The organism is Kitasatospora sp. NPDC054795 (assembly GCF_053611565.1).
The window spans coordinates 19,897-35,295 of sequence record NZ_JBSHAP010000055.1 but is presented as its reverse complement, the minus strand read 5'-3'; the positions used below and the strand labels follow the sequence as shown (position 1 = coordinate 35,295).

General features: G+C 74.0%; 12 protein-coding genes. 3 read left to right on the top strand and 9 right to left on the bottom strand.

All coding sequences use genetic code 11. The annotated features are described in order from the left end of the window. Positions 1 to 315: 315 nt before the first annotated feature. The 8 genes from ACWGJO_RS20890 to ACWGJO_RS20855 form a co-directional block, all read right to left on the bottom strand. Positions 316 to 1,503 (bottom strand): acyl-CoA dehydrogenase family protein, encoded by a 1,188-nt coding sequence (locus tag ACWGJO_RS20890; protein ID WP_452185737.1) that lies wholly within the window; start codon positions 1,501 to 1,503, stop codon positions 316 to 318. Between the two features lie 12 nt (positions 1,504 to 1,515). Next, a complete protein-coding gene (locus ACWGJO_RS20885; RefSeq protein WP_452185735.1) occupies positions 1,516 to 3,498 on the bottom strand; it encodes an acetyl/propionyl/methylcrotonyl-CoA carboxylase subunit alpha in 1,983 nt (660 codons plus the stop codon). A gap of 15 nt (positions 3,499 to 3,513) precedes the next feature. Then, positions 3,514 to 5,112 carry an acyl-CoA carboxylase subunit beta gene (locus tag ACWGJO_RS20880; RefSeq protein WP_401043617.1) on the bottom strand — a complete coding sequence of 533 codons (1,599 nt, stop codon included), beginning with the start codon at positions 5,110 to 5,112 and terminating at the stop codon, positions 3,514 to 3,516. Continuing rightward, positions 5,109 to 6,851, bottom strand: coding sequence for an acyclic terpene utilization AtuA family protein (locus tag ACWGJO_RS20875; RefSeq protein ID WP_452185733.1), 1,743 nt, complete (start codon positions 6,849 to 6,851; stop codon positions 5,109 to 5,111). Before ACWGJO_RS20875 ends, ACWGJO_RS20880 begins: the two co-directional genes overlap by 4 nt. 244 nt (positions 6,852 to 7,095) lie before the next feature. Next, positions 7,096 to 7,431, bottom strand: a complete 336-nt coding sequence (locus ACWGJO_RS20870) for a branched-chain amino acid transporter permease (protein ID WP_452185731.1) — start codon at positions 7,429 to 7,431, stop codon at positions 7,096 to 7,098. Continuing rightward, positions 7,424 to 8,113, bottom strand: a complete 690-nt coding sequence (locus ACWGJO_RS20865) for an AzlC family ABC transporter permease (RefSeq protein WP_452185776.1) — start codon at positions 8,111 to 8,113, stop codon at positions 7,424 to 7,426. Before ACWGJO_RS20865 ends, ACWGJO_RS20870 begins: the two co-directional genes overlap by 8 nt. Positions 8,114 to 8,410: 297 nt before the next feature. Next, positions 8,411 to 9,367, bottom strand: coding sequence for a helix-turn-helix transcriptional regulator (locus ACWGJO_RS20860; protein WP_452185729.1), 957 nt, complete (start codon positions 9,365 to 9,367; stop codon positions 8,411 to 8,413). A 142-nt stretch (positions 9,368 to 9,509) separates the two neighbouring features. Then, positions 9,510 to 10,070: a pyridoxamine 5'-phosphate oxidase family protein gene (locus ACWGJO_RS20855; RefSeq protein ID WP_452185728.1), complete on the bottom strand. Its 561-nt coding sequence runs from the start codon at positions 10,068 to 10,070 to the stop codon at positions 9,510 to 9,512. Between the two features lie 314 nt (positions 10,071 to 10,384). Between ACWGJO_RS20855 and ACWGJO_RS20850 the strand changes: the two genes are divergently transcribed. The 3 genes from ACWGJO_RS20850 (at position 10,385) to ACWGJO_RS20840 (ending at position 14,764) form a co-directional block, all read left to right on the top strand. After that, entirely contained in the window at positions 10,385 to 11,617 is a 1,233-nt protein-coding gene (locus ACWGJO_RS20850; RefSeq protein ID WP_452185726.1) for a C40 family peptidase, read from the top strand. Positions 11,618 to 11,796: 179 nt separating this feature from the next. After that, positions 11,797 to 12,210: a VOC family protein gene (locus tag ACWGJO_RS20845; protein WP_387731480.1), complete on the top strand. Its 414-nt coding sequence runs from the start codon at positions 11,797 to 11,799 to the stop codon at positions 12,208 to 12,210. A gap of 178 nt (positions 12,211 to 12,388) precedes the next feature. Then, a complete protein-coding gene (locus ACWGJO_RS20840) occupies positions 12,389 to 14,764 on the top strand; it encodes an ATP-binding cassette domain-containing protein (protein ID WP_452185724.1) in 2,376 nt (791 codons plus the stop codon). Between the two features lie 30 nt (positions 14,765 to 14,794). Here the strand turns inward: ACWGJO_RS20840 and ACWGJO_RS20835 are convergent, their stop codons facing one another. Beyond that, positions 14,795 to 15,328 carry a GNAT family N-acetyltransferase gene (locus tag ACWGJO_RS20835; RefSeq protein WP_452185722.1) on the bottom strand — a complete coding sequence of 178 codons (534 nt, stop codon included), beginning with the start codon at positions 15,326 to 15,328 and terminating at the stop codon, positions 14,795 to 14,797. Positions 15,329 to 15,399 lie beyond the last annotated feature (71 nt).

Below are 15,399 nucleotides of genomic sequence, written 5' to 3'. Positions count from 1 at the left end.
CAACAAAACCGGCGAGCAGTTCCGTGCGGGGCGCGTTCAGGAGCATACGGACAGTCGGGGGTCCGGCTCGGCCATTGTGGGGAACCCATGACGGTCCGTGCGTGGCGCGGTTGCTTCCGGGGGGCGCCCGACGGGACGGTGTGCACCACGGGCTCGAATGGACCGTCCGGGTGAGCACCGCCGCCCGCCGCGCCACTCACCCGGGATCCGGCTCCCCGCGCTCGCGCCCGACGCCCCGGCGACCGCCCTCGGACCGACCGCCGCGCACCGGGGACACCACCGGCCCGTTCGCACACCTGGGCGAGGTCTCGTGCATCAGTACGACTTCGGCAGCCCGAGGGTGTGCTGGGCCACGTAGTTGAGCACCATCTCGCGGCTGACCGGGGCGACCCGGCCGACCCGGGTGGCGGCCAGCAGCGCGCCCAGCCCGTACTCCTGGGTCAGGCCGTTGCCGCCGAGGGTCTGCACCGCCTGGTCGACGGTACGGGCGGCGGCCTCGCCGGCCGCGTACTTGGCCATGTTGGCGGCCTCCCCGGCGGCGAGGTCCTCCCCCGCGTCGTAGAGCAGCCCGGCCTTCTGGGTCATCAGCCGGGCCAGCTCGATCTCCACCGCGCACTGGGCGAGCGGGTGGGCCAGGCCCTGGTGGGCACCGATCGGGGTGGACCAGACCGTGCGGGTCTTCGCGTACTCGACCGCCTTGCCGAGGGCCTGGCGGGCGAGGCCGAGCGAGAAGGCCGCGGTGAGGATGCGCTCGGGGTTCAGGCCGGCGAACAGCTGCAGCAGGCCCGCGTTCTCGTCGCCGACCAGGGCGTCGGCGGGCAGCCGGACGTCGTCCAGGAAGACCTGGAACTGCTTCTCCGGGGCGACGAGCTCCATCGGGATCGCCCGGAACTCGAAGCCGGGGGTCTCGCGCGGGACGACGAACAGGCAGGGCTTCAGCTTGCCGGTGCGGCCCCCACCGTTGTCCACAGTCTCGGTACGGGCCACGAACAGCACCGCGTCACAGTGGTCGATGCCGGAGACGAACACCTTGCGGCCGGTCAGCAGCCAGTCCTCGCCGTCCCGGCGGGCCACCGTGGAGATCCGGTGGGAGTTGGAGCCGGCGTCCGGTTCGGTGATGCCGAAGGCCATCCGGCGGCTGCCGTCGGCCAGGCCCGGCAGCCAGCGGCGCTTCTGCTCCTCGGTGCCGTAGCGGGCTATCACGGTGCCGCAGATCGCCGGGGAGACGATGAGCAGCAGCAGCGGACAGCCGGCGGTGCCGAGCTCCTCCAGGACGATGGCGAGGTCGGTGATGCCGCCGCCCCCGCCGCCGTACTCGACGGGCAGGTTGACGCCGAGGTATCCGGCCTTGCCGGCGTCCGCCCACAGCTCGTCGGCGGGTTCGCCGGCCCGGGCCTTGGCGAGGTAGTAGGCGGAGCCGTAGCGGCGGCCGAGGTCGCCGACGGCCCGGCGCAGGGCCTGGCGTTCGGGGGTCTCCAGGAGCTGACTGCCGATGGTGGACATGCGGGTCCTTCCTCAGGCTTCGATGGGCTGGACGACGGCCAGCAGGGTGCCGGTTTCGACCTGCCGGCCGGGGGTGGCGCGCAGTTCGACGAGGGTGCCGTCGGCCGGGGCGGCGACGCGGTGCTCCATCTTCATCGCCTCCAGCACCAGCAGCGGCTGGCCGGCGGTGACGGTGTCCCCGACGGCGGCGACGACCCGGACGACGGTGCCGGGCATCGGGGCGAGCAGCGCGCCGGGCTCGGTGCGGACGGTGGGGTCGGGGAAGCGCGGCAGGGCGGTGAGCACGGTGCCGCCGGCCGGGGTGTCGACGTGCACCCGGTCGCCGTAGCGGGCGACCCGGTAGGTGCGTCGCAGCCCGTCCTCGGACAGCACCACCCGGTCCGGCGCGGCCTCGACGAGCTCGACGCCCGGGTGGTCCCCGGCCAGCAGACCTGCGCGGGTCAGCCGGTAGCGGACGGCCGACTCGGTGCCGTCCTCGGCCCGGTAGCACTTGAGCTGCGGCTGCGAGGGCAGGTTGCGCCACCCGGAGGGCAGGGCGCCGCGGCGGCCCGCGGCGTCGGCGAGGGCGGCGGCCAGCGCGGCGCGGTCGACGCCCTTGCTGTCCGGGGCGGTGAGTTCGGCCGCGTGCTCGGCCAGGAAACCGGTGTGCAGCTCCGCGGCAAGGAAGGCCGGGTGGCGCAGGGCGCGCACCAGCAGGTCCCGGTTGGTGGCCGGGCCGTGGATGCGGGCGCGGGCGAGCGCGTCGGCGAGCCGGCGGGCGGCGGCCGCGCGGGTGGGCGCCCAGGCGATCACCTTGGCGAGCATCGCGTCGTAGTGCGGGGTGATCTCGCTGCCGGCCTCCACTCCGGAGTCCAGCCGCAGTCCGGTGCCCCTGCCCGTTCCTGCGCCGGCTCCTGCCCCTGCTCCTGCTCCTGCTCCTGCTCCTGCTCCTGTGAACTCCTGGTACGGGAACGCGAGTTCGAGCCGGTGCAGGGTCCCGGTCGCGGGCTGCCAGTCCTTGGCCGGGTCCTCGGCGTAGAGCCGGGCCTCGATCGCGTGGCCGGCGGGGACCGGCGGCTCGGGCGCCAGCGCCTCCCCCTCGGCGACGGCGAGCTGCAGCGCCACCAGGTCCAGCCCGGTGACGGCCTCGGTGACCGGGTGTTCGACCTGCAGGCGGGTGTTCATCTCCAGGAAGAAGAACCGGCCGTCCCCGGTGAGCAGGAACTCCGCGGTGCCGGCGCCCGTGTAGCCGATCGCCCTGGCCGCGTCGCGGGCCGCCGCGTGCAGGCCGGCGCGCACCTCCGCGGGCAGGCCGGGGGCCGGGGCCTCCTCGATCACCTTCTGGTGCCGCCGCTGCAGCGAGCAGTCGCGGTCGCCGACCGCCCAGACGGTGCCGTGGGCGTCGGCCAGCAGCTGGACCTCGACGTGCCGTCCGGCGGGCAGGTAGCGCTCGCAGAACACCTCGTCCGAGCCGAAGGCCTTGGCCGCCTCGGCGCGGGCGGCCGCCAGTTCGCCGGGGAGGTCCGCCAGGCTCCGGACGACCCGCATGCCGCGCCCGCCACCGCCCGCCGCGGCCTTGACCAGCAGGGGCAGGTCGGCCTCGGTGGGCTCGGTCAGCGCGCCGAGCACCGGCACCCCGGCCGCGGCCATCAGCTCCTTGGCGGCGGTCTTGGAGCCCATCGCGGCGATCGCGGCCGGCGGCGGGCCGACCCAGAGCAGTCCCGCGTCCAGCACGGCCCGCGCGAAGTCCGCGCTCTCGGACAGGAATCCGTAGCCGGGGTGGACGGCGTCGGACCCGGCGGCGAGCGCGGCCCGGACGATCAGGTCGGCCCGCAGGTAGGTGTCGGCGGGCGCGGCGCCGGGCAGCCGGACGGCCGCGTCGGCCTCGCGAACGTGCGGGGCGCCGGCGTCCGGGTCGGAGTGGACGGCGGTGGTCGCGATGCCGAGCTCCCGGCAGGTGCGGAAGACCCGACGGGCGATCTCACCCCGGTTGGCGACCAGCAGATTGGTGATCATCGTCTCGGGGGTCCTTTACAGTCGGAAGACGCCGTAGCCGCGCGCGCCCTCGACCGGCGCGTTGTGGATCGCGGACAGGCACAGGCCGAGCACCGTCCGGGTGTCGCGTGGGTCGATCACGCCGTCGTCGTACAGCCGGCCGGAGAGGAACACCGGCAGCGACTCGGCCTCGATCTGCTGCTCGACCATCGCCCGGATCGCCGCGTCCGCGTCCTCGTCGTAGGGCTGTCCCTTCGCCGCGGCGGACTGCCGGGCCACGATCGACAGCACTCCGGCGAGCTGCTGCGGGCCCATCACCGCGGACTTGGCGCTCGGCCAGGCGAACAGGAACCGCGGCTCGAAGGCCCGCCCGCACATGCCGTAGTGGCCGGCCCCGTACGAGGCGCCCATCAGGACCGACAGGTGCGGGACCTTCGAGTTGGCGACCGCGTTGATCATCATCGCGCCGTGCTTGATGATGCCGCCCTGCTCGTAGTCCCTGCCGACCATGTAGCCGGTGGTGTTGTGCAGGAAGAGCAGCGGGGTGTCCCGCTGGTTGGCCAGCTGGATGAACTGGGCGGCCTTCTGGGACTCCTGGCTGAACAGCACGCCCTGGGCGTTGGCCAGGACGCCGACCGGGTAGCCGTGGAGGCGGGCCCAGCCGGTGGCCAGGCTGGTGCCGTAGAGCGGCTTGAACTCGTCGAAGTCGGAGCCGTCGACGATCCGGGCGATCACCTCGCGCGGGTCGAAGGGCACCTTGAGGTCGCCGGGGACGATCCCGAGCAGTTCCTCCTCGTCGTACGCGGGCGGTTCGGCGAGCCGGTCCGGGCCGGGGCCGGGCTTGCGGTGGTCGAGCCGGGCGACGATCCGGCGGGCGATCCGCAGCGCGTCCGCCTCGTCCACCGCGAAGTGGTCGGCCAGGCCGGAGACGCGGGCGTGCATCTCGGCGCCGCCCAGCGACTCGTCGTCGGCCTCCTCGCCGGTGGCCATCCTCACCAGCGGCGGGCCGCCGAGGAACACCTTGGCGCGCTCCTTGACCAGCACGGTGTGGTCGGACATGCCCGGCACGTAGGCGCCGCCGGCCGTCGAGTTGCCGAACACCACGGCCACGGTGGGGATTCCGGCGGCGGACAGCCGGGTGAGGTCGCGGAACAGGGCGCCGCCGGGGATGAAGATCTCCTTCTGGCTGGGCAGGTCGGCGCCGCCCGACTCGACCAGGTTGACCAGCGGGAGGCGGTTGTTCAGCGCGATCTCGTTGGCCCGCAGGGCCTTTCGCAGGGTCCAGGGGTTGCTGGCGCCACCGCGCACCGTCGGGTCGTTGGCGGTGATCACGCACTCCACGCCCTCGATCGTGCCGATCCCGGTGACCAGGGCCGCGCCCACCGGGTAGTCGCTGCCCCACGCGGCCAGCGGGGACAGCTCCAGGAACGGGGAGTCCGGGTCGACCAGCAGCTCGATCCGCTCGCGGACCGGCAGCTTGCCGCGCTTGCGGTGGCGCTCCACGTACCTGGGGCCGCCGCCCGCCAGCGCCTTGGCGTGCTCGGCGTCGAGTTCGGCGAGCTTGGCGACCATCGCGGCGCGGTGCTCGGCGTGATCGGGCCCGGCCGGGTCGACACGGGTGGTCAGGACGGTCACAGCGGGGCCTCCGGGCTGTCCAGGAGCAGGGTCGGGATGTCGAGGTGGCGCGAGCGCAGCCACTCCCCGAGGGCCTTGGCCTGCGGGTCGAAGCGGTGCCGGGCGGCGACGCCCTCGCCGAGCAGACCGGTGAGGGTGAAGTTGACCGCGTACAGGTTCGGCAGGACGTGCCGGGTGACGCTCAACCCGGCGGTCTCCGGCAGGAGTTCGCGCAGCCGCTCGACGGTGAGGGTGTGCGCCAGCCAGCGCCAGCCGTCCGCGGAGCGGGCCCAGACGCCGAGGTTGGCGTCCCCGCCCTTGTCGCCGCTGCGGGCGCCGGCCACCAGGCCGAGCGGGGCCCGCCGGGTGGGGCCGGCCGGCAGCGGTTCGGGCAGCTCGGCCTCCACCGAGCGGGCCTGGTGGGGCTGTTGGGCCCCGGTGATGACGGGCGCCGGCGGTACGGCGATCCGGCGGCCGTCCGGCAGCACGGCGGTGTGCTCGACGGCCTTCGCGTCGACGTGCGCGGCGCTGAACACGCCGTACGGCGCGCCCGGTCCGGGCGGGGCGGTGAGGTGGAAGCCCGGGTACCCGGAGAGACCCAACTCGACGGCTGCCTTGCCGAGTTCGCGTCCGACCTTGGCCGGGTCCGGGTCGCGGGCGGCCAGCCGCAGCAGGGCGGAGGCGCCCTCCTCGGTCGGGGCGTCCGGGTGGTCGGTGCGGGCCAGGGTCCAACGCAGTTCGGCGGGCCGGGCGCCGGGCGGCAGGGCGTCGGCGAACTGCCGCCGCACCAGCTCGGCCTTGGCCTCGATGTCCAGGCCGGTGAGGACGAACACCACCTCGTTGAGGTGGCCGCCGAGCCGGTTGAGGCCCGCCTTCAGGGTGGGCGGCGGGGCCTCGCCGCACACGCCGTCGATCCGGACCCGGTCCGGGCCCTCCACGGTGAGCCGCACACTGTCCAGCCGGGCCGTGACGTCCGGGCCGAGGTAATGCGGTCCGCCGGTCTCGTACAGGAGTTGGGCGGTGACGGTGCCGGTGGTGACGGCGCCGCCGGTGCCCGGGTGCTTGGTGATCACGCTGGATCCGTCGGCGCGCAGTTCGGCGAGCGGGAAGCCGGGCCGGGTGACGTCGTGCTCGCGGAAGAAGGCGTAGTTGCCGCCGGTCGCCTGGGCGCCGCACTCCAGGACGTGCCCGGCCACCACGGCGCCGGCCAGGGCGTCCAGGTCCTCCGGGGTCCAGCCGAAGTGGGCGATCCCGGGGCCGGCGACCAGTGCCGCATCGGTCACCCGGCCGGTCACCACCACGTCGGCGCCACCGGCCAGGCAGGCGGCGATGCCGAACCCGCCGAGGTAGGCGTTGGCGGCCAGCAGACCGCCCGGCAGGCCGAGTTCGGCCCGGCGCGGAAGCAGGTCGTCGCCCTCGACATGGCCGACGGCCGTCTCGACCCCGAGCCGCCCCGCCAGCGCCCGCAGCTCCTCGGCGAGCCGGGCCGGGTTGAGGCCGCCCGCGTTGACCACGATCTTCACGCCGCGCTCGCGGGCCAGGCCGAGGCACTCCTCCATCTGGCGCAGGAAGGTCCGGGCGTAGCCGAGCGACGGGTCCTTCAGCCGGTCCCGGGCGAGGATCAGCATCGTCAGCTCGGCCAGGTAGTCCCCGGTGAGCACGTCCAGCGGCCCGCCGGTGAGCATCTCCCGCATCGCGGCGAAGCGGTCCCCGTAGAACCCCGAGGCGTTGCCGATCCGCAGTACCGTGCCGTCGCGCACCAAGGCGCCTCCCCTGCCGGTGAGTTGGGCACGCCCTCGGACGGGCGCCACCGGGCAGCAGCGTGGCACCGTTGACAGAAAAAAGCAATCATGCTTGCTTGTTTCTTGGGAATGTGCTCGCCACGGCGGGACACACCTGCCGGTCGGACCGCCCGGGTCGAGCCCGAGCGGTTCCGCCCCGGCACCCGCTCCCTCGCCCGCCGCGAACACTCCTGCGGCGGGTGCGGCCGTGGTGCGGCCGCGCTCAGGGGTGGGCGAAGACCGTGCCGGCGAGGGCGACGTGGACGGCGGTGCCGCCCAGGATGCTCAGGACGGCGTTGCGCCGCCACAGGTGCAGACCGAGAGTGGCAGCCAGGGCGAGGACGGTGGGAGCCGCCCGCGGCGGGCTGGAGAGGGGGAGGTCGCGCAGGGCGTAGACGGTGAGGATCACCATCACGCCGACCGGCATCCGCTCGCTCAGGTGGCGCAGCACGGCGCTGGCCCGCAGCGGGGCGAGGGCGGCGAAGGGCAGCGCGCGCAGGCCCCAGGTGACGGCGGCCGACACTCCGATGGCGGCGAGCAGGTAGGGCGCGTCAGGCACCGGTCGGCTCCTTCGGGGCGGGGGTGCGGGGCCGGGCGAGGGCGCGCCGGGCCAGCAGCCCGGCGGTGAACAGCGCGGTGGCGGCGAGCAGCATCTGGCCGGGGAACAGGAAGCGCGCGGCGAGTGCGCAGACCAGGGCCAGCGCGGGGGTGGGGACGTCGCGCCGGGCCCGGTGGGCATCGACGGCGAGCACGACGAACAGCGCGGTGAGCGCGAAGTCCAGGCCGACCAGCCGGGCGGGCACCAGCGCCCCGAACAGCGCGCCGGCGGTGGCGCCGCCGACCCAGTAGAGCTGGCAGAGCACCTGGAGCCAGATGATGCGCCGCCCGCTCCAGGAGCGCGCCTGCCGCCCGGTGGTCAGGGCGTAGGCCTCGTCCGTCATGGCGAAGGTGCTGTACGCCCGGCCGAACCGGCCGCGGACCCGGTGCAGCGGGAAGGACAGGGCGTAGAAGACGTGCCGGAAGTTCACCAGGAACGCCGTCAGGGCGATCTGCGCGAGCGGGGCGACCGCGACGACGAGCCCGATCAGCAGGAACTCCAGCGACCCGGCGTAGACCAGCGCGGTGAAGGCGGTGGCCCACCACCAGCTCAGTCCCGCGTGGACGACGAGCACGCCGAACGCGATGCCGAGCGGGAACAGGCCCAGGCCGACGGAGCCGGAGTCCCGGAGCGCGGCTGCCAGGTCGTTCCGGGCGGTCGGCGCGGCGGCGTTCGTTTCGGCGGGGTTCGTTTCGGCGGGGTTCGTTTCGGCGGCAAGCGCGGGGGGTGGAACGGGACGGGCGAGCGTCCCGCCGGGGGCCTACGAGGGCTTCCTCACGGCCCGGCTCATGGGGCTGCCGGCCGTCGCCCGGGTCGACTCGCACCTGACCATGAAGATCATCAAGAACGACGGCTGAACGGACCGGCTGAACGGACCCCCGTCGGCCGCGGTCACGGTCGGCCACGGACGGCCGGGCGCTTCCCCGGGGGGGGCGGCCCGTCAGGTGTAGAGGGCGGCGGCGCGGCGGGTGGCCTCGGCGAGGCGGGCGCGGAATTCGGGCGGCTGGAGGACCTCGGCCTCCGGGCCGAGGCGGAGGAGTTCGAAGCAGCCGATGTCCCAGCTCTCGACCGGCAGGGTCACGGTGACCCAGCCGTCGGCGTCCGGCGGGCCCGCGGTGGCGAGGGCGTCGGCGGCGGCGGTCGGTTCCAGCAGGGCGGCGAGGTTCTCCACGGCGAACGGGCTCAGGCGCACCAGGGCCCGCTCGCGCAGCATGGCGCGGGTGAACTCCCGTGCCGCCGCGGCCCAGTGCTCGGCGAGGTCGAACTCCGGGTCGCGCTCGAACCGTTCCTCGCCGGCCTCGGCGGTCTCGAAGCGGTCCACGCGGTACGAGCCGAACCGGCCGGAGGGCCCGCGCGCCACGGCGTACCACTGCCCGGCCTTCAGGACCAGGCCGTACGGCTCCAGCCGCCGGTCCCGGGTGCCGCCGCGCGCCGCGTAGCGGGCGTGGAGCACGCGGTCCTCCCACACCGCGCGCGAGACCTCGGCGAGCAGCGCGGGCGTCTCCGCCTCACGGAACCAGGCCGGTGCGTCGAGGTGGAACCGCTGGACGGCCGCCGCGGGGGCGTCGCCGAGCGCGGCGGCGACCTTCAGCCGGGCGGCCAGGGCCCGCCCGGCCAGGCCCATGTCGCGCAGCGGGCCCGGGAGGCCGGCCAGGTGCAGGACCTCCGCCTCCGCGCGTTCGAGGCCGGTGAGGCGGGTGCGGTAGCCGTCGACCAGCCGGTAGCCGCCGCCCCGGCCGCGTTCGGCGTACACCGGCACCCCGGCCTCGACCAGGGCGGCGACGTCCCGCTGCACGGTGCGCTCGGAGACCTCCAGCTCGCCCGCGAGTTCCGCGGCGGTCATCTCCCGCCGGGACTGGAGGAGCAGCAGCAGCGCGATGGCCCGGCTCGCCCGCACGTCGCCCCCTTCGCCCGTCCGTCTCCGTCGTGCGCCCGGTGGTCCCACGGCGGCGCCGGCACCATTCTCGCCGGGCGCGGGTCCGGTGCGCGCGGGTCCTCCGCGAGCGGGTCCGGTGCGAGCGGGTCCGGTGCGAGCGGGGTCACGCCTCCCCCGCCCTCCCGCCGACCTCGCCGCCCTCGGCGCCCTCGCCGAGCCTGGCGGGGTCGGAGGCGAACACGGCCATCCACTGCGGGTGCAGCCGGTAGTAGACCACGTCATTGTCCCAGTCGAAGGCGTCGGCGCCGTAGAAGTCCCGGAAGTACGCGAGCAGGTCCGGCCAGTCCGCGGCCGGCTCGCCGTCGTGGGGGTTGAGGACCTCCACGGTGCCGTGGGTGAACACGCCCAGGTCCTCCCCGCGCAGGTGCGCGGCGCTGGCGGCGGGCCGGGCGGCGAGGTGCCGCGCCTTGGCGGCGCCCCGGGCGGTGCCGAAGTGCCACATGCCGTGCAGGAAGTGCCCGTCCACGCCGCTGATCCGGGGCTCGCCCTTCGCCGTCACGGTGGACAGCGCGAGCGTGCACATGCCGGTCAGCACGCCGGTGAGCTGCCCGGCGGTGAGGGTGCGCTCGCTGCTGATGATCGACCGCAGGTGCGTCGTGGAGCGGGAGAGCGAGGTGTCGAGGAGGGCCTGGAGCCGGCGCAGCTCGTCGGGTGTTTCGCGCATGGGGGGTCCTTCTTCCGTGCGAGTTCCGTGCGTCTTTCCGTGTGTCGTCCCGGCCGTCACCGTCACGGCGCCGGCCGGTGACCCCACTGTCTCCGCAGAACCCGACATCCTCTGTCGTATTTCCCCCGCGACTTCCGCGGACGCGACGGGCCCCCGGCCCTCGGCGGATCACCCCGGCAACGCCCTCGCCGCCTGCCGCGCAGTTGCCGGTTTCCGTGCCCGTGACCAGCGAACCGGCAACTACCGGAACCCCAGGATCCGTGTGCCGCCGAACCATTGACCCGGAGTCAGCGCCTCCGGAAGGATTCGCGACCATGACTACGCGCGTAAACCTTCTGTCGCGGTGGCTGGTCGCCCCGCTGCGGTGGGCGGCTCTGCTGTCGGTGCTGGTGTCGGTCGGCGTGTTCTTCGCCGGGGCCGGAGCCGCTCAGGCGGCACCCGCCTGCGGGGTGCTCTCCACCGGCGCGGCGCCGCAGGCGACCGCCGCCGTCCGCTCCGCCTGCGGGCTGATAGGCACCCCGTACTCGTGGGGCGGCGGCCACGGCTCGCAGCCCGGTCCGACGTACGGCCTCTGCGACCCCGCCAACGGCGCCCCCAACGACTGCAACGTCCGGGGCCTGGACTGCTCCGGCATGGTCCGCTACGCCTACGACCTGGCGGTCGGCGCGGACGTCATCAACGGCACCACCCGGACCCAGTGGCCGACCTCCCGGGCGGTCGCCCGCTACTACCGGGCGGACGGGACCGCGCCGCTGCTCCCCGGCGACCTGGTGTACTTCGGCAACACCGCCTCCACCATCCACCACGTCGCGATGTACCTCGGGCAGGGCTGGATCGTCGAGGCCCCCTACTCCGGCGGCTACGTCCAGGTGGCGGCGCTCTCCTCGCACGGCGACTACTACGGCGCGATCCGGCTGTACGGCCCCGGCAGCACCTCCCCGACGACGCCGCCCGCCACCCCGCCTCCGTCGAACAGCGGCCAGTACTGGGTGGACACCAACGCCAACGCGCCGGTGTACGGTTCCCCGACCTCCACCACGAGCACGGGAACGCTGTACCGGGGCACGAACTACGTCTACTGCAAGGCCTGGGGGCGCGAGGTCTCCAGCGGCGCCGGCTACAACCACTGGTGGCTGAAGACCGACCCGGACAGCGGCCCCGGCGGCCAGTGGGTGTCCGCGTTCTACCTGTCCCGGTGGGGCAACGACGTGGCCAAGGACAACAACGGCACCACCATCCCCGACTGCCCGGGTGGCGGCACCCCGCCCGCCACCGGCAAGTACTGGGTGGACACCAACTCCACCGCGAACGTCTACGCCTCGCCGACCTCCACCAACGCCACCGGGACGCTGTACCAGGGGACCAACTACGTCTACTGCAAGGCCTGGGGCCGCGAGATGTCCAGCGGCGCCGGCTACAACCACTGGTGGCTGAAGACCGACTCGGACGGCGGCCCCGCCGGCCAGTGGGTGTCCGCGCTCTACCTGTCCCGGTGGGGCAACGACGTGGCCAAGGACAACAACGGCACCACCATCCCCGACTGCTAGGACCTGTTCAGAACCCTTTCAGGACCCGTTCCGGCCGTGCCGGCCGCAGCCCCTCCCCCTGGGCCCGCGGCCGGCACAGCCGCTTTGCACGGCCGCTCTACCCGACGAGATTCGCGGCCGCCCGGACCGATCAGGATTCGAGAAGCGCCCGGCCGGGGTGCGCGCCTAGCGTTGCAGTCATGAGCGACATCACCATTCACTGGACCTTCCTCCCCCACACCGACCCCGAGGCCTCCCTCGCCTTCTACCGCGATCTGCTGGGCTTCGAGGTGCGCAGCGACGTCGGCGGCGGCCCGATGCGCTGGATCACCGTCGGCCCCGCCGGCCAGCCCGACGTCTCCCTGGTACTGGAGCCGGCGTCCGCCGACCCGGGCCGCACCGAGGAGGAGCAGCGGACCATCACCGAGATGATGGCCAAGGGCACCTTCGCCCGGGTCGTCCTGGGCACCCGCGACCTGGACGGCGTCTACGACCGACTGAAGTCGGGCGGCGCCGAGCTGGTCCAGGAGCCGACCAAGCAGCCGTACGGCGTCCGCGACTGCGCGTTCCGCGACCCGGCGGGCAACATGGTCCGCTTCAACGAACTGGGCTGAGCCGGTCCCACGGGCGCCGGGCCCGCCCAGCCCGTCGTCGTCGCACTCGAAACCCGTTCGATCCCGGCCGGAACGATGGTTGGATCGAACGGTTCGAGCACACCGACGGCGGCCGCTGGGCGGGCCCGCCCAGCAGGCCCCTCCACAGACCGCCGAGAGCCAGGGAGCGAAGAGAACGATGCCCAAGCGGACGGACGCGCAGCCGCACCTCGCCGACAGCCATGACCTGATCCGCGTGCACGGCGCACGGGAGAACAACCTCAAGGACGTCAGCGTCGACATCCCCAAGCGCCGGCTGACGGTGTTCACCGGGGTGTCCGGCTCCGGCAAGAGCTCGCTGGTCTTCGACACCGTCGCCGCCGAGTCCCAGCGGCTGATCAACGAGACCTACAGCGCCTTCGTCCAGGGCTTCATGCCCACCCTGGCCCGCCCCGAGGTGGACGTCCTCGAAGGCCTGACCACCGCGATCATCGTCGACCAGCAGCGGATGGGCGCCGACCCGCGCTCCACCGTCGGCACCGCCACCGACGCCAACGCGATGCTGCGCATCCTCTTCAGCCGTCTCGGCACCCCGCACATCGGCTCCCCCAAGGCCTTCTCCTTCAACGTGCCCTCGATCAGCGGCGCCGGCGCCGTCACCGTCGAGCGCGCCGGCAAGACGGTCAAGGAGCAGCGCAGTTTCAGCATCACCGGCGGCATGTGCCCGCGCTGCGAGGGCCGCGGCACCGTCTCGGACATCGACCTCACCCAGCTGTACGACGACGGCAAGTCGATCTCCGAGGGCGCGTTCACCATCCCCGGCTGGAAGACCGACAGCTGGTGGACGGTCGGCGTCTACGCCAACTCGGGCTTCCTCGACCCGGACAAGCCGATCCGCGAGTTCACCGAGCAGGAGATGCGGGACTTCCTGTACCGGGAGCCGACCAAGGTCAAGGTCAACGGCGTCAACCTCACCTACGAGGGCCTGATCCCCAAGATCCAGAAGTCGATGCTGTCCAAGGACAAGGACGCGCTGCAGCCGCACATCCGGGCCTTCGTGGAGCGGGCCGTCACCTTCACCGCCTGCCCCGACTGCGAGGGCACCCGGCTCAGCGCGGCCGCCCGATCCTCCCGGATCGCCGGGATCAGCATCGCCGACGCCTGCGCGATGCAGATCAGCGACCTCGCCGCCTGGGTCCGCGACCTCGACGAGCCCTCGGTGGCGCCGCTGCTCGGCACGCTCCGGCAGGCCCTGGACTCCTTCGTGGAGATCGGCCTCGGCTACCTCTCGCTCGACCGCCCCTCCGGCACCCTCTCCGGCGGCGAGGCCCAACGGGTCAAGATGGTCCGTCACCTCGGCTCCTCGCTCACCGACACCACCTACGTCTTCGACGAGCCCACCACCGGCCTGCACCCGCACGACATCGACCGGATGAACCAGCTGCTGCTGCGCCTGCGGGACAAGGGCAACACGGTGCTGGTGGTGGAGCACAAGCCGCAGACCATCGCGATCGCCGACCACGTGGTCGACCTCGGCCCCGGGGCGGGCACGGCCGGCGGCACGGTCTGCTACGAGGGCGACGTGCCGGGGCTGCGCACCAGTGGCACGGTGACCGGCCGTCACCTCTCCGACCGGACGGCGCTGCGGGAGGACGTCCGCAAGCCCACCGGGAAGCTGGAGATCCGCGGCGCGGGCACCCACAACCTGCGGGACGTGGACGTGGACGTCCCGCTCGGGGTGCTCACGGTGGTGACCGGGGTGGCGGGCTCCGGCAAGAGCTCGCTGATCCACGGCTCGATCCCGCGCGAGGAGGGCGTGGTCTCCGTCGACCAGGGGGCGATCAAGGGCTCCCGGCGCAGCAACCCGGCCACCTGCACCGGTCTGCTCGAACCGGTCCGCAAGGCCTTCGCCAAGGCCAACGGCGTGAAGCCGGCCCTGTTCAGCGCCAACTCCGAGGGCGCCTGCCCGACCTGCAACGGCGCCGGGGTGGTCTTCACCGACCTGGCGATGATGGCCGGGGTGGCCACCACCTGCGAGGACTGCGAGGGCAAGCGGTACCAGCCGGCGGTGCTGGAGTACCGCCTGGGCGGGCGGGACATCGCCGAGGTGCTGGCGATGTCGGTGACGGAGGCGGAGGAGTTCTTCGGCTCGGGCGAGGCGAAGCTCCCGGCCGCGCACCGCGTCCTGGAGCGGCTCGCCGACGTCGGACTCGGCTACGTCAGCCTGGGCCAGCCGCTCACCACGCTGTCCGGCGGCGAGCGGCAGCGGCTCAAGCTGGCCACCCACATGGCGGACAAGGGCGGCGTCTACGTGCTGGACGAGCCGACCACCGGGCTGCACCTGGCCGACGTCGAGCAGTTGCTCGGGCTGCTGGACCGGCTGGTCGAGTCCGGCAAGTCGGTGATCGTGATCGAGCACCACCCGGCGGTGATGGCGCACGCCGACTGGATCATCGACCTCGGTCCGGGGGCCGGCCACGACGGCGGACGGGTGGTCTTCGAGGGCACCCCGGCCGACCTGGTCGCCGCCCGCTCCACGCCGACCGGCGAGGCGCTGGCCCAGTACCTGGGCTGAGCCGTACCCGAGCCGTAGCCGAGCCGCGCCCTACCGGGGCCGCTCCGCTCCCGCCCGGCCGAGCGGGAGCGCCATCTCCAGGATCCGCGCCGAGGCGTCCAGCACGTACGGCGTCTCCTGTCCCGTGTAGGCGAACCCGCGCCGCAGGTAGAAGGCGGCGGCGCGGGGGTTCGCCTCGTGCACCCCGAGCAGCATCCGCCCGGCGCCCCGGACCCGCGCCCAGGCGAGCACCGCGTCCAGCAGGGCGTCGGCGACGCCGCGGCCCCGGCCGCGGTGCGCCGGGTCCACCCAGACGCCGATCAGGTCGAGCGCGCCGGGTTGGCTCCGGTTCGGGACGGACAGCATGGTGGCGACCCACTCCCCCGCGGCGTCCACCGCGACCAGGCCGAGGCGGTCGGGCTCGTTGACCCAGCCGCACCGGGCCATCCACTCGCCCTCGCCGTGGCGGCTCGCGTCCTCGTGGGTCTCGCCGAAGGCCAGGGGCGTGTCGAGGAGTTGGGCCAGCCGCACCTTCCGCAGGCGCTGCCAGTCCGCGCGCCCGATCCGCTCGATCCGGTAGTCCATGGTCTCCCCGTCGCACGACACTGCCTCCGCCGCCGGTGATCACCGGCGGCGGAGGCAGGATAGCCGCGCCG